A 17,961-nucleotide genomic window follows, 5' to 3' on the forward strand; every position below is an offset into this window, starting at 1 on the left:
GACGCCTGACACGGGCACCCAATACAGGGCCCCGGCCGGACCGGTCAGCGGCTGATGAGTTCCAGGACCGACACCTCGGGCCTGCAGAACAAGCGGATCGGCGCCATCGGCGCCACCCCGACCCCAGCGGTGACGTTGACAAGCGCCCCGCCTCGGCGGAACAGACCGCGGGCTTCGTCGCGCGGACGGTCGCAGTTGGTGGCCGGCGCACCGTAGAACGGCACTCGGATCTGCCCGCCGTGCGTGTGACCGGCCGCAATCAGCTGCGCCCCAGCACCCGCAAGACGATCGAGCACACGCGAGTACGGAGCGTGCGTCACCCCGATCTTCACTTCTGAACCGTCCGGAAAAGCGGGAGCTTCGGGCGCATCGGCCTTCATGTGCGCATCACCCAAACCTGACAGACCGATCCGCGTGCCCTTGATAATGATGACAGCGCTCCGATTGTCCAGCTGTGTCCAGCCGCGCTGCGCAAAGGCATCAATAAGCCCGCGAGCGTCGAGATCCGGCGGATTGCTGTGGGCCTTTGCTACATTCGACGGGCCCAGAAGATAGCGGGCCGGATTTTTGATCCTCGGCGCCCAGAAGTCATTCGAACCGAGAACAAATGCGCCTGGGATGTCCAACAGCTCATCAAGGCTGTCAAGCACGATCGACTTGGTCGAACCGCCGTAGTTATCGCCGGTGTTGAGGACGAAATCCGGCTGCAGACGGGCTGCCAGACTGCGCACCCAACGCGGCTTGCGTCGCTGCCACGCCGTCTGGTGAAGGTCCGATATGTGCAGAATCCGCACGGGTTCACGGCCCGGCGGCAGCACCGGGATTCGTTCGCGGCGGACAGCGAACATGTTCGGTTCAACCAGCACACCGTAGGCGGCGGTCGCCGCGGCAGCAGCGCTCAGCCCCAGTGCCGCACGGCGAAGAGGACGGGCAGCAGAACGTGTCATAGTGCCGAAGTCTAGTCGGCCGCGGGGACGTCCCGCCCTTCCGCAAGGTGGGGGTGCTTGTCGAGGTCGCCCAGACGGCGGTTGCGCGCCTCGAGCTGGTGTTTGGTGCGGTATCCGCCGATCATCCGGGCAATGATGTAGAAGAGGAAGCTGATGGTCGTCACGAACGGGCTGATGGGCACGACCGGAGATCCGAGCGCGATGAGGATCCCGCCGACCGATGACGTCACGGCGAAGACAACCGACAGGATCGGCACGACAATCGGGTGGGAGGACAGCTGCATGGCGGCCGCCGCCGGGGTCACCAGCAGGGCCATGACCAGCAGAACGCCGACCACCTGCACAGACAGTGCAACCGCCAGGCCGAGTGTCACCATAAACACGACAGTGAGAGTGCCAGTGGGAACGCCTTTTGCCTTGGCGATCTCAGGATCGACCGATGCGAACTGCAGAGGTCGCCAGATGACGAAGATGACAGCCAGAACAACAACTGCGCACACCATGAGCAGTTTGGTCTGGCCGGGACTGATGGCGACGATCTGTCCGGTCAGCAAGCCGAATTTATTGGCTGAGCGCCCGTCGTAGAGCGCAAGGAACAGGATTCCCAAGCCGATGCCGAAGGGCATGAGCACGCCGATCATCGAGTTCGCCTCTGAGGACCGAATGCTGCCGATGCCGATGATGAGTGCCACCACCAGCGAACCGATGATCGAGCCGTACACCACGTCGTAGCCGATGAACAGCGCGAAGGCGGCTCCGGCAAAAGACAGTTCGGCGATGCCGTGCACGGCCAGGGCGATGTCGCGCATTTTGACGAAAACCGAGACGACACCGCCGACAACGCCCAAAAGGGCTGCCGCGATGATCGAATTCGACAGCAGCGACAGCAGTTCGCCGTAGTCTTCGAATGTGAAGAGACCGTTCACAGTCCAGCCTCCTCGGGGTGGTGATGGTCGGCTTCCGTGCCGACCACAACCAGCTGGCCGCCGACGGTCACCACCTCGATCTTGGTGCCGAAAAGTGAGCTGAGAGCCTCGGAGGTCAGCACCTCGTCCGGGGTGCCCACCAGGAAATGGCCACCGGCAATGTACAGAACCCGGTCCACGTACTTCAGAATCGGGTTGATTTCGTGGGTGACGAACAGAATCGCCATGTTCCGTTCGCGCCGTTTTTCATCCAGCAGCCGGGCAACCAGGTGCTGGTGGTTGATGTCGAGACTCAGCAGCGGCTCATCGCACAGCAGCAGCTTGGGGTTACTGGCCAGTGCCTGGGCCAGCCGCAGACGCTGCAGTTCACCGCCGGAGAGGATGCCGACGGGACTGTCGGCGAAATCAGTCGCCCCGACCTGAGCGAGGAGCTCATCAACCCGCCGCTCCTTTTTGCGGTTGGGCAGGCCGAAGCCGAAACGGTGTCCGTCGATTCCAAAGCGGACGAGGTCGCGAGCCCGCAGCGGGGTGTCACGGTCGACACCCCGCTGCTGGGGCACGTAGCCCACATCCGCGTCACCGCGGTAAGCCGCGTGGCCGTTGACTTCGACGGTCCCCTCATACAGTCGGTACTGCCCCAGCAGGGTTTTCAGCAGCGAGGTTTTACCCGTGCCATTGGGGCCGAGCACGGCAATGAATTCTCCGGGCTCAACGTCAATGGACAGGTGGTGCCACAGCACCCTTTCGCCGAAGCGAAGCTGGCCGTCAGTGATCGACAGTGCGGGACTGGAAATGAGGGAACACGTCCTTTCGGAGGGCTGGATCTGATCAGCCTTTAAGGGCCTTTTCCACGTCGTCGATGTGCGATCCCATCCAGTCGACGTAGGTTTCGCCCTCGTTGAGGGTTTCGGGCAGTTCGACAACCGGCACGCCAGCATCGTCAGCGGACTTGCGCAGGGTTTCAGCCTGCTCGTTCACTGCCTGCGGATTGAAGCCGAGGACAGCGACCTCCTTGTTCTTGACCTGGTCCTGGGCCTGCTTGAGAACCACGGGTGCTGCGTCCGAACCTGCTTCAACTGCCGACAGGAACTTCTGCGGAGTGATGGTTTCCAGACCGAGGTCTTCGAACAGCCACAGTGCAACCGGTTCGGTTGCCGCGCTCTTCTTGCCTTCACCGGTCTTTTTGACCTCATCAGCTTTCTTCATGAGACCGTCGAGCTCACCCTGAAGCTTATCGGCATTCTCTTCGTAAGCAGCTTTGTTGTCCGGATCTTCTTCAGACAGAGTTTCTTCGATTGAGTCGACGACGTTCTTCATAGCGCTGACGGAGTACCAGATGTGCTCGTTGAACGCGCCGTGGTCGTGACCGTGGTCGTGGCCGTGCCCCTCCTCGCCATGGTCGTGGTCGTGGCCCTCTTCACCGTGGTCGTGGTCGTGCGGTTCGTTCGCGGAGTTTTCCTCTGCTCCCGGCAGCTCCGAGACCTCAACGCCGTTGACGACCTTCGGGTCTTTGTCCGCTGCTTCAAGCAGGGTGGTCATGAACGCGTCGTAGCCGCCGCCGTTGACGATGACAACATCGGCTTTCGACAGTTTGAGCTGGTCGTTCGACGTCGCTTCGTAGTCGTGCGGGTCCTTTGATGCATCCGAAATGATCGGCTCGACGTCAGCGGCGTCACCGGCAACCTGAGACGCGAGGTCGGCGTAGACATTCGTCGAGGTGACAACCTTGAGCTTGTCACCCGACCCCGCCGATTCGGCGTCACCAGTTCCGCAGCCGGCAAGAACCAGACCCGCAGCAGCGGCAATAGCCGCAATGCGCACAGACTTCATGAGCGTGCAACTCCTTTGAATAGAAGGCAAATGACCTCAATGTAGGTTTCGCACTCGAACATCTACCAATAGACATATGCGCACGCGGGCATACAAAAGCAGGGTGGGTGCGGCCATTTCAACCGCACCCACCCGCCGTGAACTCAGGCGACTGAGCGTGTCAGCGATCCAGCAGGGCCGCCAGCTGAACCGTGTTCAGAGCAGCGCCCTTGCGCAGGTTGTCGTTCGACACGAATAGAACCAGGCCCTTGCCCGCGGGCGCGGACTGGTCAGCTCGGATGCGGCCGACAAACGACGGGTTGCGGCCCGCGGCCTTCAGCGGTGTGGGAATGTCCGCCAGTTCAACACCGGCGGCTTCTGCAAGGATTTCCTCGGCGCGCTGCGGTGTGATGTCGTTTTCGAACTCCGCGTGGATTGCCAGCGAGTGGCCGGAGAACACCGGCACGCGCACGCAGGTGCCGGCAACAAGCAGTTCGGGCAGACCCAGAATCTTGCGGGATTCGTTGCGCAGCTTCTGCTCTTCGTCGGTTTCACCCGAACCGTCATCCACGAGCGAACCTGCCATTGGCAGAACGTTGAACGCAATCGGGTCGGTGTACACCTTCGGCTCCGGGAAGCGCGCGGCCGTACCGTCGCGCACAAGCTGCTTGGAGTCGGGAAGAACATCTTCAGCCTGACCGTAGAGCTCGTTGACACCGGCCAGTCCGGAACCCGAGACCGCCTGATAGGTGGCGACCTTCAGGCGCACAAGCCCCGCCTCGTCGTGGAGGGGTTTGAGGACCGGCATAGCAGCCATCGTCGTGCAGTTGGGGTTGGCAACAATCCCCTTGGGGATCGAGTCGAGGGCTTCCGGATTGACTTCGGAGACCACAAGCGGCACCTGGTCGTCACCGCGGAAGGCCGATGAATTGTCAATCACGGTCACACCGGCCGCGGCAAAGCGCTCTGCCTGTGCCCGCGAAGTCGCTCCGCCCGCGGAGAAAAGCGCCACGTCCAGTCCCGCGGGATCAGCTTCGGCGGCGTCCTCTACAACAATCTGCTCGCCGCGGAACGGCAGAGTTGTGCCTGCCGAACGGGCCGAGGCGAAGAAGCGAACACTCGCGATTTCGAAGCCGGGTTCGGTTTCGAGAATGTCGCGGATGACCTCGCCAACCTGGCCGGTAGCCCCGACAATGCCGAGATTAAGGCTCATCGTCCTGTACCTCCGTAGACAATTGCTTCGCTTTCAGATCCGTCGAGATCGTATGCGGTGTGTGCGGCGCGCACGGCGTCGTCGAGGGCGTCTGCGCGGGTCACCACGCTGATGCGGATTTCTGACGTCGAAATCATTTCGATGTTGACCTTGGCGTCTTTGAGCGCTTCAAACAGTGTTGCTGTCACACCGGGGTGTGAGCGCATGCCGGCGCCGACCACGGAGAGCTTGCCGATCTGGTCGTCATACCGCAGGTCTTCAAAGCCGACGTTGTCGCGCTGCGCTTCGAGGGCCTTCATAGCCTTGGCCCCGTCAGACATGGGGAGGGTGAAGGAAATGTCGGTCCGGCCGTTCTGCGTGGTCGAGATGTTCTGCACGATCATGTCGATGTTGATCTCTTCGCTGGCCACGATCCGGAAGATCTCCGAGGCCTTACCCGGAATATCCGGGACGCCGACCACGGTCAGCTTGGCTTCGGAGCGGTCGTGCGCAACACCGGAGATGATGGCCTGTTCCATGGCTTCCTTCTTTACGTCGTCTGCGAATTCGGGTGGTACGGGTTCGTCTGTCACCCAGGTGCCCGGGTGGGGGCTGAAGCTGGAGCGCACATGAATCGGCACTCCGTAGCGGCGTGCGTATTCAACGGCGCGCAGGTGGAGGATTTTGGCTCCGCTGGCGGCCAGTTCGAGCATTTCGGCGTAGGAAATGGTGCCGATCTGGCTGGCGGTGGGGACGATTCGCGGGTCTGCGGTGAAGACACCGTCAACGTCGGAGAAGATTTCACACACGTCAGCGCCCAGTGCCGCCGCGAGTGCCACCGCCGTGGTGTCAGACCCGCCGCGGCCCAGCGTGGTGATGTTCTTGGTGTTCTGGGAAACACCCTGGAAGCCCGCGACGATCGCAATGTTGCCTTTGTCGATGGCTTCCTGGATGCGGCCGGGGGTGACGTCGATGATGCGTGCGCGCCCGAATGCTTCGTCGGTGATGACACCGGCCTGGGAGCCGGTGAACGACTGCGCGGAGTAGCCCAGGTTTGCGATTGCCATGGCGAGCACGGCCATGGAGATGCGCTCTCCCGCGGTCAGCAGCATGTCGAGTTCACGGGCCGGCGGCAGCGGCGAGACTTCTTTTGCGAGGTCGATGAGGTCGTCTGTCGAATCGCCCATTGCGGATACGACGACTACGACGTCGTGGCCGGCTTTGCGGTATTCGACAATCCGTTTGGCAACGCGCTTGACGCCGTCGGCGTCAGCTACGGAGGACCCGCCGAATTTCTGGACGACTAGGCTCACTTCACACACTTTCTCCCGGCAGCGCTGTTTACCGCTGATCAGTTTAGAGGACGGCGTTCAGCTGACTTTTGTGCGGCCTTGGAACGCTCTTCCCAATGTGACTTCGTCAGCGTATTCGAGATCACCGCCCACTGGCAGGCCGGAGGCCAATTTTGAGACGGTGACGCCGATTGAGGACAGCAGGCGGATGAGGTACGTGGCTGTTGCTTCGCCTTCGAGGTTGGGGTCGGTGGCGAGAATGCACTCCTGGACGTCGTCGCTCTGCAGTCTGGGCAGAAGTTCGCGGATCCGCAGGTCGTCGGGCCCGATGCCGGACATGGGATCGATTGCGCCGCCGAGAACGTGGTACAGCCCGCGGTATTCGCGTGTCCGTTCGAGTGCGACAACATCTTTGGGCTCTTCTACGACGCAGATGAGGCTGCTGTCGCGGCGCGGATCAGAGCAGATGGAGCACAGTTCGCCTTCTGCCACGTTGCCGCACTGGTCGCAGAAGCGGACGTGTGTTTTGACGTTTGTGAGAGCGCTGATGAGCGAATCAACGTCTTCGCGCGGTGACTGCATGACGTAGAAAGCCAGCCGCTGTGCGGATTTGGGGCCAATGCCGGGCAGCTTGCCGAACTCTTCAACAAGGTCGGCAAGTGCGCCTTCGTAAACACTCATTCGGTGATCTCTTCGAGGATGACTCCGCCCAGCAGGCGCTGGACGACGGGAATGCCGACTTCTGGGGATTCAGACACATCGAGGTCTTCGTCGACGTTGAAGTCGGGGTAATCGGATTCTGCGGCCTCACCCCAGCCGTCAGCCGTTGGGGTTTGGCCGGTCTCCTGCCAGCTGTTAGCGGGGTCGACGTGAGCCGGTTGATCCACGCTGTCGGGCCGGCCCATGTTGCCCACGTAGGCGTACGGGTTTTCCCGCTGCTGCGGGGCCTGTTCCTGCACTGTCGATGTGGGTGGGCCTGCGAAGATGTCTTCGTCGGCGTAGGCGCCGATGAAGTCGTAGTCGTCAGCCGCTGAGCTTTCCTCCGCGGGCTGGCGTTCTTCCGCGGGGCTGTCCTGCTGTTCTGGTGTGTCGTCGATGTCGGCTGGCGGCGGCACGACGACCGCCGGGGCTTCGACGGCACCATCGCCCCAGGACGTGCCGGCGTCTTCCGGCTCAGCGTCCCAGCTGTCTTGCGAGGTGGGCTCAGGTTCCGGTTCCCAGTTGCCAGCCGAGGAGTAGTCGGCCTCGCCTGCATCTTCACCTGCAGGCTCCGGTTCCGCTGCTTCGCTGCCTGTCGGGGCAGATTCCGGTTCTGGCGTGAACTCACCGTGGTCGACGGCCGGCTGATCGCCCTCCTGGTCGTCGTCTTCGGGGGTTTGCTGCCAGTACTGTTCGCGGTCGGGGACTTCCTGGTCCATGGCCTGCTGGCCGACAACCGCCTGGATCTGGGCTTCTGTCGGCCGGTTGGCCGGCCGGGTTTCGCGGTTCCCGCTTTCCCGAGGCGCCTGCTGGTGCTGGCCGCTGGGGTTTTCGTGGGTTGAGGGCGATTGGTACCCGGATGCGGGTGCGTCCATGCGCAGGTTGACGTGTTCGCCCACCTGCCCGATGTCGACTTTCACCGTCAGTCCGAGGACTTCGCTGACGGCGGCTTCGAGGGCCTGCGGATTGGATCCGCGCGTGAACGCACCGACCGCACCTTGGTTGTTAAAGGCCAGGAGCAGTCGGCCGTCCTGCAGATCTTGCGGCACGGCGTTGCCTGCCAGTACTGCGCGGGCCAGTTTGGCGCTGCGGCCGACCACGTCGAGAATCGCCTGCCACGAACGGCGGATGGCGTCGATGTCCTGCCCCGCGGGGCTTGCTGCCGCCTGCGGTTGAGCAGGCTGTTGGGCAGTCGGCGGCGCCGAGGCCGGAGCAGCTGTTCGCTGCGGCTCACTGGGCTGTGGCTTGCGGTTCTGCTGCTGGCCCTGTGGCGCTTCTGCTGCCGCCGCTGCCTGCGGTTCCGGCTGTTCGCCGCGCTGTTCACTGCGGGTGCCGCCGTCACGCTGTGGCACCGGTGAGGATTCCTGTGCTGGGGCTGCCTGTGGAGCCGATTCCTTCTGGCTTTCCTGTTGCGGTTCGGACTGTCCGGAGGCGAGCGCTTCAGCTTGCGAAGCGACATCGGCGAGATCGTCGAGATCATCCCAGGAGTCACGCGACTCCTGCTGAGCCGAGGATGTCGGCTGGCCGGAGCGGCTTCCCTGCTGGGCAGCGTTCTGCGAAGCAGGCGTACTCTGCTGTCCAGCCTGCTGGCTGCCGGCTTCCGTTTGTTCGGCGCCCGGCTGTTCGACTGCCGGCATAGCGGCTTGTCCAGCCGTCGCCTGGGGCATACCCGGAACGGCTCCGGATGCCTGCATGCCCACCCGTCGTTCCATGCGTTCGACACGGGACAGCACGGAGCTGCGCGCGCCGTCCATGGCCGGCAGCAGGATGCGCGCGCAGATGAGTTCGAGCTGCAGGCGCGGTGATGTCGCTCCGGTCATTTCTGAAAGACCGGCATTGAGGAGGTCGCCGGCACGGGACAGTTCTGCCGGACCGAGGGTCTGTGACTGCTGGACGAGCCGTTCCAGGAGGTCTTCGGGAGCCTGCGGCAGGAAGGCGCGAGCGTTCTGCGGGGAGGTGCTGATCACCAGGAGGTCGCGAATGCGCTCCAGGAGGTCTTCAACAAAACGGCGGGGGTCCTGCCCGGATTCGATAACCCGATCGACCACGCGATAGACAGCCGCACCGTCGCCCGCCGAGAAGGCATCGACGATGTCACCCAACAGCGAATCAGGCGTGTAGCCCAGAAGAGCCGTGGCCCGTCCGTAGTCGATTCCATCTGGCCCTGACCCGGCAATCAGCTGATCGAGAACAGACAGGGAGTCACGCACTGAACCGCCGCCGGCGCGGACCACAAGCGGCAGCACACCCTTGCCCACCGGCACACCCTCCTGCTGGCACAGGTGATCCAGGTACGAGGTCATGGTGTCCGGCGGCACCAAGCGGAACGGGTAGTGGTGAGTGCGCGAGCGAATAGTGCCGATGACCTTTTCAGGTTCGGTCGTGGCGAAGATGAATTTGACGTGCTCTGGTGGTTCTTCCACCAGTTTGAGCAGCGCGTTGAAGCCCTGCGGGGTGACCATGTGGGCTTCGTCGAGGATGAATACCTTGTAGCGGTCTCGAGCCGGCGCGTAGACAGCACGTTCGCGCAGGTCACGCGCATCATCGACACCGGAGTTCGATGCGGCGTCGATTTCCACGACGTCCAGTGATCCCGGTCCGCCCGTTGCGAGGTCGCGGCAGCTGGCGCATTCACCGCACGGCGTGGGCGTGGGCCCTTCCGCGCAGTTGAGGCACCGCGCCAGAATGCGCGCACTGGTGGTTTTGCCGCAGCCGCGTGGGCCGGAGAACAGGTACGCGTGGTTGACCCGACCACCGGCCAGAGCGGCCTTGAGCGGATCGGTCACGTGTTCCTGGCCGATCACCTGGTCGAAGGTGTCGGGGCGATAGCGACGATACAGAGCTGTTGACACGTCTACAGCCTACTGGGAGGCACTGACATGAGATCTGCGCCAGGCCCCATTCAGATCTTCTCCGAGCGCACCTCGACCTGAGCCTGCTCCTGTCGCCCAAGCGCATAGAGCACAATTTCAGAGGGCTTGCCGGAGACGACTTTCGACTTGACGTCGGTCTTGCCGAACGAGAACTCTCCGATGCCCAGCGCGATGAACTTCACTGCTGTTTCCGGCCGCCACGGGGGAAGGCGCACCATGGTCGGCAGCGCCGACCACAGCTGCTGTTCGAGTTCGGGCAGGATGTTGCGGCGCGTCCACCCGCGGCGAGCCCGGCGCACATCTTCTACGTGCACGTAGAACTCGACTGTGTTCGCAAGGATTTCACCTGGACCCCAGCCGACCGGAGACAGCATCCCGGGGCCTTCTGCGACCATCCCGACCAGCTGCTTCCAGTCGAGTTCGCCGAGTTCGCGCCGGCGCTGTTCAGCGCGCTTGTTCAGGAACGGAATTTTGGCGGTCACCTCGCTCGCCTCGCCCGCCATGGCGGACGGATAGCGGTCGCGGAGGACGATGTGGACGGCAAGATCGCGCGTGCTCCAGCCGTCACAGAGAGTAGGGGCATCTGGGCCTACTTCGCGGAGAAGAGCCGCGAGCGTGAGCCTCTCGGAACGGGCGAAATTCGTCATGTGTCCCAGCCTAGTCACACAGTGCGGATTTGGATACGCCCAAAGACGCAGAAGCTCCATTCAAAAGCGGCGCATCACCTAAGCACTCTGTCTTTCCAAGCCCGGAAGAATTCCCCCACCCGACTGAGCGACCGGTAGTCGGCCAGTTCATCTGCCCGGGTCGGCCCATCGGTGATGATAACCACCGGCCTGCCCTCTTTAGCCGCCTGGCGCACAAAGCGCAGGCCGGACATCACAGCCAGGGATGTGCCGGCCGCTATTAGGCCCGGCGCCGCTGCGGCCGCGGCAGTGGCATCCAGGGAGCGCTCCTTGGGCACTGTTTCGCCGAAGAACACCACATCGGGTTTGAGCAGACCTCCGCAAGCGGGACAGTCGATCATGCGAAAGTCGGCGGTGTCCTGCAGGGGAACATCGCCATCGGGAGCTATTTCGACCATGTCGATGGCCTCCCTGTGGTCACGCAGGAAGTTCGCGTTCTCTTCATCGAGCCTCTGCTGTACCCATTCGCGGTCGTACATTGCCCGGCAGTCCAGGCACACAACGCGATCCAATCGGCCGTGAAGATCCAGAACTCCCCGCGAACCTGCCTTTTGGTGCAGACCGTCGACGTTCTGTGTAAGGAGTGCCGCCGGGTACAGCTGGGCCAACGACAAATGCGCTTCATTGGGCTGGGCATCACGCATGAAGGACCACCCCATCCAGGATCGCGCCCAGTAGTGGGTGTGGTTTTCCCGGGATGCGGTCAGCTGCTGAAACGTCATGGGACGACGATTGACCGACGATGGGCCTCGATAGTCCGGCAGCCCCGAATCCGTGCTGAACCCGGCTCCAGTGAGAACGGCCCAGTCGCGAACCGGCCGGGAGCACAGCACGTCGAGGATCTCTTCGTCCGTGTGGCTGGGTTCCGGGCGGACGATCCCGCGCAGCGGGTCGCGAATAATGCTCATGTGGCTCCTTGCGGCGATACAGTGGCCGTATGGCTACCGTACTCTTGGTTCACCACTCCCCCACCGACACGGTCACACCGCTTGCCGAGGCGGCACGGGCGGGCATATGCATGCCAGAGCTGGAAGGCGTTGAACTCGTTGAGCGCCAGGCTCTCGAGGCGACCGTTGAGGATGTTCTTGCCGCTGACGCCTACGTGCTGGGCACCACCGCGAACTTCGGCTACATTTCCGGCGCGCTCAAGCACTTCTTCGACACCGTGTATGACGATGTGCGCGAACCCACCAAGGGCCGCCCCTTCACGTACTGGATCCGCGGCGGATTCGACACGACCGGTGCTGAAAGGGCAATGGAGCAGATCACCACCGGTCTGGGGTGGAAGCTCGCGGCCCCCGCGGTCGTCTTCACCGGCGACGTCACCGACGAACGCAGAGAACAGCTGACAGAGGCCGCGGCGACAGTCGCCGCATCAGTCATGGGCTGAGCCACGGGCAAACCAAAGGGCGACTGCGGTGGAGAACCGCAGTCGCCCTTTGGTTTGCCGGACAGGTCCGGACTTACCGGACCGTTCCGAACGAAGTCACTTGTTGAACTTGTCCTTGACTTCGTTCACCTTGTCCTTGGCGTTGTTGATGTCGTCCTGGTGTTCGTTGACGGTGTCCTTCGCGTCGTTGAACTTGTCCTTGGCGTCGTTGAACTTATCTCCGAGTCCCATTTGCGGGCTCCTTTCGAATCGACTGCTCTTTCACACTTTCGCATCCGACCCCCGCCTGTAAAGCTCAGCAGGTGAACTTCCGCTGAGAAGACCCAGATAAACTGTTCTGTACCGTAGCCCCCGCAGAAAGGCACTTGTGACCACGAATCCCGCGGAGCGCCCGCAGCTGCGCCAGGAGGACCAGCTGTGGATCACCTCTGAAATCAATCAGCCCAGCTGGAACTTCATCAGCGGCTTCGGTTTTTTCTTCTTTTCCGCTGGCCTTGTCTACACGGTCCTGACCTCGCCGCTTTCGGGCCCCGCGAAGACAATTGCGACTCTCGCGTCGCTGCTGATTGTGGTTCCCGGCATCTACTTCATCAAAATCGGCCTGGCGCGCATCATTCCGCTGCGCCGTCTGCGCAAGGCTGTCACACCGATTGCACACCTCGACGTCGATGCTGTGCACGGGCATTCCCCAGATGTCCTCATCGTCGAACTGTCCAACGGACACTCATATCTGATCACCGGCCCCGCAGTGAACTATTTGGCGCAGACAAATGTGCTCCACGGCTCCCAGCGCCCCGACGATCTGTCATTCGATTTCTTCTCGACCCCGCCCACAGCTGAAGACGCGGCGGCCTCCCCCGTACGCATGTCCATTGCCGATCGCGGTTCCGCTGCGGGCAATGCTGAGTGGTACGCCGAGGCCTGATCCCGGCCCACCCCAAATGACGAGGTGCCGCTCACCTTTCCAGGTGAGCGGCACCTCGTGATCTAGGCGGTGATGAACACCGCGGCTGCGTCCAGCCGATCAGTTCTTGAAGTTGTCGGCGACGTCCTTGATGTCGCCCTTAACCTGGTCGAGCTTGGCCTTGCCCTGGTCGCCCTTGCCTTCGGTTTTGAGTTCGCTGTCGTCAGATGCAGCGCCGACAGCCTCCTTGGCACGGCCCTTGAGTTCTTCAGCCTTGCTCTTGATGTCGTCTCCGAGGCCCATAGTCTTCTCCTTGTGCAGTCAGCGGCGCCGCCGGTGCGACACCTGGTTCCTTCACCCTTTCGCACAAGCGGCCGGCTTTCAAGCGATGTGACTGAATACGACGGTATGCCAAGGCTTTTCCCAGGCTGTGGCCAAGCACGCCAGATTTGCGCGGTAATGCAGACTCACGCGTTAATGCGCTGCAACAACGCGTGACTCTGCATTAAAGCGTGAATCTGCAACGGCGGCACCCACTGCCTCGGGCACGGAATACTCGCCTGGCCTGCATCGTTCATCCAGATGTGGTGAACGCACCCAATGGAAGGAGCACCATGGCCCTGTCCGATAAGAAAGTTGCATTCCTGCTCACGCGCGGCGTCGAGCAGGTCGAACTCACTAGCCCGCGTAAGGCGCTTGACGAAGCCGGCGCTCAGACATTCATCGTGTCCCCCAGTGAGGGCACGTTGCAGGCAATGGAGGGCGACTGGGAGCACGCCGAGGTCTTCGACGTCGACGTCCCGGTCGCGGATGCCAATGCCGATGACTACGACATGCTCGTACTGCCCGGCGGCACGCTCAACGCCGACTCACTGCGCCTTGATGCAGATGCAAGCAAACTCGTTGAGGCGTTCTTCGCAGCCGACAAGCCTGTCGCTGCGATCTGCCACGCTCCCTGGATCCTTGCCCAGACTGGTCTGGCCAAGGGACGCAAGCTGACCTCGTACGAGTCGATCAAGGTCGACATGCAGAACGCTGGAGCAGCTTGGGAGGACTCCGAACTCGTCGTCGACGGCAACCTCATCACCTCTCGCAACCCCGGTGATCTGGAGGTCTTCAACGCCGCACTCATCGAGGCCCTCTCGAAGTGACGTTCAGCTGCTGACCAGCCATGGTTCACGACTGCAGGCGGCTGCGGTGGACGAGAGTGAGCACAGCGATCGTGTCACGGTCAGCATCAAGCCGGTGGGTCTCCTGTGGGATGTCCGCGGTCTCACCGGAGTCGAGGGCGATCGTCTCACCGGATGCGCCGGTCAGGGTGGCGGCTCCGCGGTGGATTGTGATGACCGCCTCACCGGGGTTGGGGTGGTCGGACAGCTGCGCGCCCGCACGCATCGCGATGAGCATGCGCACGATTGCGGCATTGTCCGAGGGGATCCGTTTGGTCGCCAGCTTCGTCGGTTCGTCGGCCGCACGTTCGAGCAGTTCGTTGCCGACGTCGGTGATCGAGAAGGTCATGCCCATCAGTCTAGACAAGTCCAAACCCTCCCCTAGGGTGGTGCCAGGCCGATCGCACAGTGCATGTCAGCCGACGATCATCAAACGTCGGCAGGGCGTCAGCTGCCGCTTTGGGACTACCGGTTGAACATGCTGATCAGCTGACGGCAGCGGCGCCGACTGGACATAGACTACGGCCATGCGTTCTGCCGCTCTAACTGCCCGGCTTGTCATCCCTGCCATCTGGCTGGGTCTCATCATCGCCATCGACCTCATTGAGGCGCCGCTGAAGTTCCAGGCCCCCGGCATCACGATCCCGCTGGGGCTGGGCATCGGACGGCTTGTGTTCACTGCGATGAACATCGCCGAAGGCGTGCTCGCGCTCATCCTCATTGCAGCCGTCGTCACGACCCGGCACATCCGCCCGGCCTGGACACTGCTGGCGACGATCGCCGGACTGCTGATCGTCAAGGTCGCACTCGTGCGCCCGCTCTTGAATGCGCGCACCGAAGCCGTGCTCGCCGGCACTGCAGAAGCGGGCAGTTCAGTGCATGTCATCTACATAGCCCTCGACGCGGCACTGTTCTTTGTGCTCGCCGCCTTCACCTGGGTACAAGCTCGAGCACTCATCGCACCTGCCGCCGCAGTCGGTGTCTCCGGCCGCGGTGCCGTCACCGAGTCAGAGCGGAGATGACGACCGAGACGATCATCGCGAGCACGAGCGAGTTGAACCCGAAGGCGACGACGACGTTGGTGCGCACCTGCTTCCAGGCAGCCTTCGTGCGGATCTCTGCTGAAAAGCCGGCAGCCATCGTCGAGGCGAGCACTGCCAGGGTGAGGTAGTCGTCGAAATCCTCGGGCGGTTCGCTGTGGAAGCGGATGTGGCGCTTGTCGGCATCGGGCACGTTTAGGTGCATGTAGGCGGAGGCGAAGGCGAGAACCATGAACACCCAGGAGGCGGCAACGGCGACGACGCCGAGTGCGAGGTAGAGCGGCGACTGGCGCACCATCTCAGTCTGGGCAAGCACGACGGTCAGGAAGATGGCGAAGGCGGCAGCGGTGACAGCGAAGTTCGTCGCACCGCTGAACCCTAAAGCCCGCGCCCACCAGCGACTCTGCATCCGAACTTCGCGACGAACCTGTCCGATGAGCGCCGATCCGCTTAGGTGCTTGTAGCTCCGTATCGTCCACGTGACGTAGATGATGACGAAAAAGTTCCAGAACAGCAGGTAGAAGAGGACGAGGAGCTCAGTAGACAGTGATCTGCCCGTCGAGTCGGGGCGCAGCAGGAGAATCCAGGCCGTTTCGATCAGCAGGGTCAGGAGAATCGCGGAAACAGTCGAAACAGAGTAGCGGACGTCATCGGTCGCAGTCTTCAACGGCTTACCCTCACTCGCATCGCAGATTCGGTGCTGGAAACAGTGTAGCCAGGCAGGAGCAGTGCGAATAAGTGCTCGACCGTGACGAATCCGGGCACCGTGGGCCGATGTACGGCCCACCATCAGCACTGGAGCGCTCCACCAGAACAACCCGAAGGCCCCTGACCATATGGTCAGGGGCCTTCTTCATCGCGCGGAGGATAGGGGATTTGAACCCCTGAGGGCTATTAACCCAACACGCGTTCCAGGCGTGCGCACTAGGCCGCTATGCGAATCCTCCGCAAGACAGCATACAGAAGTTTGTGCGGAAGGACGAATCAGCCGTAAACCGCAGATGAACACAGCCTGCGCAAACCGCACTGCCCGCATCGCGAAAAGAGGGGCTGTCCTATAGATGTCCTAAAAACTGCCCGCACTCCCCCACTCCACCCCTGCGCGTTCGCTTTGTCGTTCCCACATGGCCTATACTCGATTCGGCCCTTCGCGTGGCAGCATCTTGTGAACTCCCCCAGGACCGGAAGGTAGCAAGGGTAAGCAAGCTCTACTGGGTGCGCGAAGGGCCCTTATCGTCTTCAAGGCGCCCCACCGCGGTCTATCACTTTCTTATAACTTCCCCTCACGGCGCGGACCAGTGCTGATAATGGGCACACATCGCCTGTGACCCTTTCGCAATCAAGATGCAACATTGCAACCAAAAGCGAAAGGTACAATCGCGGAAGCTCAAAATCGTGCCTCGGGCAGCATCAGCGCGTTGCCCGATCACTGCTCAACAGCGCTTTATATCAGCCTTTCCGAAGGGGTCTCCCGTGCGTTTTCGCCTCTTGTCCGCTGCCGCAGCGGCAACGTCAGCTCTTCTGCTCATCAGCGGATGCTCGGTTGTTGACGAAACGAATCCAATCGCCAAAAAAGAGGTTCCCAAGCCCACGGTTGAAGTGACCGCGGACGCTCCTGGGAAGAAGCTCGCCCTCAAGGTCACTGACGGCACGTTCGAAAACGTGCAGCTGATCGACGACGACGCCGAAGGCTCTCTTGTCGACCTGGGCGAGTTCAAAGACCCCTCAGACGATGCCTCAGAAGAACCAACTGACGGCGCCACTGACGCAGCCGAAGATTCAGACGAATCTTCAGAGGACGCTTCGGAAAGTGCCGACCCCTCCGCTGACTCTTCGGCAGACGCGTCCACTGACCCGTCCGCTGACGCATCCGCTGACCCCTCAGCTTCAACCGGCGAAGAAGCCTCCGACGATCAGCAGACCGCGTGGGAGTCTTCCTACCGGCTTGCCGGAGATTCGACCTACACGTGGACCGCTTCGGCACTCGACGCTGACGGCAAGGAGCACACTCTCACCGGCACGGTCGACACCGACAAGCTCGAGCGCACCGAGATCAGCGCCCGCACCCTCATCGGCGACAACCAGAAGGTCGGTGTCGGTGCGCCCATTATTGTGAACTTCGGCAGCACAGTGCCGGAGGAGTTCCGCGCCACCGTGGAAAGCCGCCTGGGCCTGTCGTTCAAGGACGCCGACGGCAACAACCGCGACGTCGAAGGCTCCTGGGCTTGGCTTCCCGATGTCGACGGGATTTCACGCATCCACTACCGACCGCGCGAATACTGGCCCGAGCACACCGATGTTGACCTTCGCATGAACCTCAAGGACGTCCCCATGGGCAAGAGGCAGAAGGGCGAAAAGGACGTCGAACTGAAGTTCACGGTCGACCGCAACCAGGTGGTTGAGGGCAACACCAAGACCCACCGCATGGTCGTCAAGCGAAACGGCGAAACCAAGTGGGACTTCCCCGCGTCCTTCGGCCGTGCCGGTTCGCGCACGGAAACCCACAACGGCACGCACATCGTGATGTCCAAGCACGAGTACTACGTCATGCGCAGCCAGCAGTGGGACTACGAAACCCCCACCAGGCACGCTGTGCGCATCCACAACAACGGCGAGTTCATCCACGGCGCACCGTGGTCGGTCGGCTCGCAGGGATCGGCAAACGTGTCGCACGGCTGTGTCAACCTCGCCCCCGGCAGCGCGCAGAAGTACTTCAACTCCGCCCTCTACGGCGACCCCGTCGAAATCAAGGGCTCTAGCGTTTCGCTCAGCCCCGCCTCGGGAGATGTTGCGGACTGGACCTACGAATGGGACGACTGGACCGCCCTGTCGGCCATCCCGGCTGACCAGCGCGAAGCAGCCGAAGAAGCCATGAAGGACAACGCCGCCTCGGCATCGCCGTCGGCTGACGCGACCGGCTCCCCCACCGAGGGAACCTCGGCACCCAGCGAATCGGCCACCGAGGAAAGCACCGACTGACTTCCTCCACACAAAGCACGAGGTGGGGCTCACCTTTCCAGGTGAGCCCCACCTC

General features: G+C 62.4%; 19 protein-coding genes, 1 tRNA gene and 1 other RNA gene. 6 read left to right on the top strand and 15 right to left on the bottom strand.

Going from position 1 to position 17,961, the window contains the following annotated elements; genetic code table 11:
* Positions 1-44: 44 nt before the first annotated feature.
* The 10 genes from HMPREF3092_RS04715 to HMPREF3092_RS04760 all read right to left on the bottom strand — a co-directional run bounded on the left by HMPREF3092_RS04715 (position 45) and on the right by HMPREF3092_RS04760 (position 11,332).
* Positions 45-947, bottom strand: a complete 903-nt coding sequence (locus HMPREF3092_RS04715) for a metallophosphoesterase (protein ID WP_070424003.1) — start codon at positions 945-947, stop codon at positions 45-47.
* Between the two features lie 11 nt (positions 948-958).
* The gene (locus HMPREF3092_RS04720) at positions 959-1,873 is read right to left on the bottom strand and encodes a metal ABC transporter permease (protein ID WP_070424004.1); all 915 of its coding nucleotides are present in this window, start codon (positions 1,871-1,873) and stop codon (positions 959-961) included.
* Positions 1,870-2,613, bottom strand: a complete 744-nt coding sequence (locus tag HMPREF3092_RS04725) for a metal ABC transporter ATP-binding protein (RefSeq protein WP_019174458.1) — start codon at positions 2,611-2,613, stop codon at positions 1,870-1,872. The genes HMPREF3092_RS04720 and HMPREF3092_RS04725 overlap by 4 nt, the downstream gene beginning before the upstream one ends.
* A gap of 88 nt (positions 2,614-2,701) precedes the next feature.
* Complete coding sequence (locus HMPREF3092_RS04730) at positions 2,702-3,703, bottom strand: metal ABC transporter solute-binding protein, Zn/Mn family (protein WP_070424005.1); 1,002 nt, start codon at positions 3,701-3,703, stop codon at positions 2,702-2,704.
* A gap of 160 nt (positions 3,704-3,863) precedes the next feature.
* On the bottom strand, positions 3,864-4,895 hold the full coding sequence (locus HMPREF3092_RS04735; RefSeq protein ID WP_070424006.1) for an aspartate-semialdehyde dehydrogenase: 1,032 nt from the start codon (positions 4,893-4,895) through the stop codon (positions 3,864-3,866).
* Entirely contained in the window at positions 4,892-6,187 is a 1,296-nt protein-coding gene (locus tag HMPREF3092_RS04740) for an aspartate kinase (RefSeq protein ID WP_061940957.1), read from the bottom strand. The genes HMPREF3092_RS04735 and HMPREF3092_RS04740 overlap by 4 nt, the downstream gene beginning before the upstream one ends.
* A gap of 57 nt (positions 6,188-6,244) precedes the next feature.
* On the bottom strand, positions 6,245-6,847 hold the full coding sequence (gene recR, locus HMPREF3092_RS04745) for a recombination mediator RecR (RefSeq protein ID WP_070424007.1): 603 nt from the start codon (positions 6,845-6,847) through the stop codon (positions 6,245-6,247).
* Positions 6,844-9,717 carry a DNA polymerase III subunit gamma and tau gene (locus HMPREF3092_RS04750; RefSeq protein ID WP_070424008.1) on the bottom strand — a complete coding sequence of 958 codons (2,874 nt, stop codon included), beginning with the start codon at positions 9,715-9,717 and terminating at the stop codon, positions 6,844-6,846. The genes recR and HMPREF3092_RS04750 overlap by 4 nt, the downstream gene beginning before the upstream one ends.
* A 50-nt stretch (positions 9,718-9,767) precedes the next feature.
* A complete protein-coding gene (locus HMPREF3092_RS04755; RefSeq protein ID WP_070424009.1) occupies positions 9,768-10,385 on the bottom strand; it encodes a TIGR03085 family metal-binding protein in 618 nt (205 codons plus the stop codon).
* A 74-nt stretch (positions 10,386-10,459) separates the two neighbouring features.
* On the bottom strand, positions 10,460-11,332 hold the full coding sequence (locus tag HMPREF3092_RS04760; RefSeq protein ID WP_070424010.1) for a Sir2 family NAD-dependent protein deacetylase: 873 nt from the start codon (positions 11,330-11,332) through the stop codon (positions 10,460-10,462).
* 8 nt (positions 11,333-11,340) lie between these two features.
* On the opposite strand from HMPREF3092_RS04760, the gene HMPREF3092_RS04765 reads away from it, so the two are divergent.
* Positions 11,341-11,814 carry a flavodoxin family protein gene (locus HMPREF3092_RS04765; RefSeq protein ID WP_331711384.1) on the top strand — a complete coding sequence of 158 codons (474 nt, stop codon included), beginning with the start codon at positions 11,341-11,343 and terminating at the stop codon, positions 11,812-11,814.
* A 96-nt stretch (positions 11,815-11,910) separates the two neighbouring features.
* Here HMPREF3092_RS04765 and HMPREF3092_RS11505 read toward each other — a convergent pair whose 3' ends face one another.
* A complete protein-coding gene (locus HMPREF3092_RS11505) occupies positions 11,911-12,045 on the bottom strand; it encodes a hypothetical protein (RefSeq protein ID WP_019174449.1) in 135 nt (44 codons plus the stop codon).
* Between the two features lie 136 nt (positions 12,046-12,181).
* Between HMPREF3092_RS11505 and HMPREF3092_RS04770 the strand changes: the two genes are divergently transcribed.
* Entirely contained in the window at positions 12,182-12,739 is a 558-nt protein-coding gene (locus tag HMPREF3092_RS04770) for a hypothetical protein (protein WP_070424011.1), read from the top strand.
* Positions 12,740-12,838: 99 nt separating this feature from the next.
* Here HMPREF3092_RS04770 and HMPREF3092_RS04775 read toward each other — a convergent pair whose 3' ends face one another.
* Entirely contained in the window at positions 12,839-13,021 is a 183-nt protein-coding gene (locus tag HMPREF3092_RS04775; protein ID WP_070424012.1) for a CsbD family protein, read from the bottom strand.
* Between the two features lie 311 nt (positions 13,022-13,332).
* On the opposite strand from HMPREF3092_RS04775, the gene HMPREF3092_RS04780 reads away from it, so the two are divergent.
* Positions 13,333-13,869, top strand: a complete 537-nt coding sequence (locus tag HMPREF3092_RS04780; protein WP_070424013.1) for a type 1 glutamine amidotransferase domain-containing protein — start codon at positions 13,333-13,335, stop codon at positions 13,867-13,869.
* Positions 13,870-13,894: 25 nt separating this feature from the next.
* Here HMPREF3092_RS04780 and HMPREF3092_RS04785 read toward each other — a convergent pair whose 3' ends face one another.
* Positions 13,895-14,236 (bottom strand): cupin domain-containing protein, encoded by a 342-nt coding sequence (locus HMPREF3092_RS04785; protein WP_070424014.1) that lies wholly within the window; start codon positions 14,234-14,236, stop codon positions 13,895-13,897.
* 178 nt (positions 14,237-14,414) lie between these two features.
* Between HMPREF3092_RS04785 and HMPREF3092_RS04790 the strand changes: the two genes are divergently transcribed.
* Positions 14,415-14,909: a hypothetical protein gene (locus tag HMPREF3092_RS04790; protein ID WP_070424015.1), complete on the top strand. Its 495-nt coding sequence runs from the start codon at positions 14,415-14,417 to the stop codon at positions 14,907-14,909.
* On the opposite strand, the gene HMPREF3092_RS04795 is transcribed toward HMPREF3092_RS04790, so the two are convergent.
* Together HMPREF3092_RS04795 and HMPREF3092_RS04800 are read right to left on the bottom strand one after the other, a co-directional pair.
* Positions 14,887-15,594 (bottom strand): DUF1345 domain-containing protein, encoded by a 708-nt coding sequence (locus tag HMPREF3092_RS04795; protein ID WP_070424016.1) that lies wholly within the window; start codon positions 15,592-15,594, stop codon positions 14,887-14,889. The genes HMPREF3092_RS04790 and HMPREF3092_RS04795 overlap by 23 nt on opposite strands.
* Before the next feature lie 194 nt (positions 15,595-15,788).
* Positions 15,789-15,874, bottom strand: a tRNA-Ser gene (locus HMPREF3092_RS04800).
* Between the two features lie 192 nt (positions 15,875-16,066).
* Here HMPREF3092_RS04800 and ffs point away from each other — a divergent pair.
* An RNA gene (gene ffs / locus HMPREF3092_RS04805) (signal recognition particle sRNA small type) lies at positions 16,067-16,162 on the top strand.
* 238 nt (positions 16,163-16,400) lie between these two features.
* On the top strand, positions 16,401-17,906 hold the full coding sequence (locus HMPREF3092_RS04810) for a L,D-transpeptidase (protein WP_070424017.1): 1,506 nt from the start codon (positions 16,401-16,403) through the stop codon (positions 17,904-17,906).
* Positions 17,907-17,961: the final 55 nt, after the last annotated feature.

The organism is Brevibacterium sp. HMSC24B04, from assembly GCF_001806835.1.
In the GTDB taxonomy this organism is placed as follows: domain Bacteria; phylum Actinomycetota; class Actinomycetes; order Actinomycetales; family Brevibacteriaceae; genus Brevibacterium; species Brevibacterium ravenspurgense.

Bases quoted from the DNA above. Each gene is read 5' to 3' on its own strand.
- HMPREF3092_RS04715 (WP_070424003.1), bottom strand. From the start codon at position 947: ATGACACGTTCTGCTGCCCGTCCTCTTCGCCGTGCGGCACTGGGGCTG.
- HMPREF3092_RS04730 (WP_070424005.1), bottom strand. From the start codon at position 3,703: ATGAAGTCTGTGCGCATTGCGGCTATTGCCGCTGCTGCGGGTCTGGTT.
- HMPREF3092_RS04735 (WP_070424006.1), bottom strand. From the start codon at position 4,895: ATGAGCCTTAATCTCGGCATTGTCGGGGCTACCGGCCAGGTTGGCGAG.
- recR (WP_070424007.1), bottom strand. From the start codon at position 6,847: ATGAGTGTTTACGAAGGCGCACTTGCCGACCTTGTTGAAGAGTTCGGC.
- HMPREF3092_RS04755 (WP_070424009.1), bottom strand. From the start codon at position 10,385: ATGACGAATTTCGCCCGTTCCGAGAGGCTCACGCTCGCGGCTCTTCTC.
- HMPREF3092_RS04760 (WP_070424010.1), bottom strand. From the start codon at position 11,332: ATGAGCATTATTCGCGACCCGCTGCGCGGGATCGTCCGCCCGGAACCC.
- HMPREF3092_RS11505 (WP_019174449.1), bottom strand. From the start codon at position 12,045: ATGGGACTCGGAGATAAGTTCAACGACGCCAAGGACAAGTTCAACGAC.
- HMPREF3092_RS04775 (WP_070424012.1), bottom strand. From the start codon at position 13,021: ATGGGCCTCGGAGACGACATCAAGAGCAAGGCTGAAGAACTCAAGGGC.
- HMPREF3092_RS04780 (WP_070424013.1), top strand. From the start codon at position 13,333: ATGGCCCTGTCCGATAAGAAAGTTGCATTCCTGCTCACGCGCGGCGTC.
- HMPREF3092_RS04785 (WP_070424014.1), bottom strand. From the start codon at position 14,236: ATGACCTTCTCGATCACCGACGTCGGCAACGAACTGCTCGAACGTGCG.
- HMPREF3092_RS04790 (WP_070424015.1), top strand. From the start codon at position 14,415: ATGCGTTCTGCCGCTCTAACTGCCCGGCTTGTCATCCCTGCCATCTGG.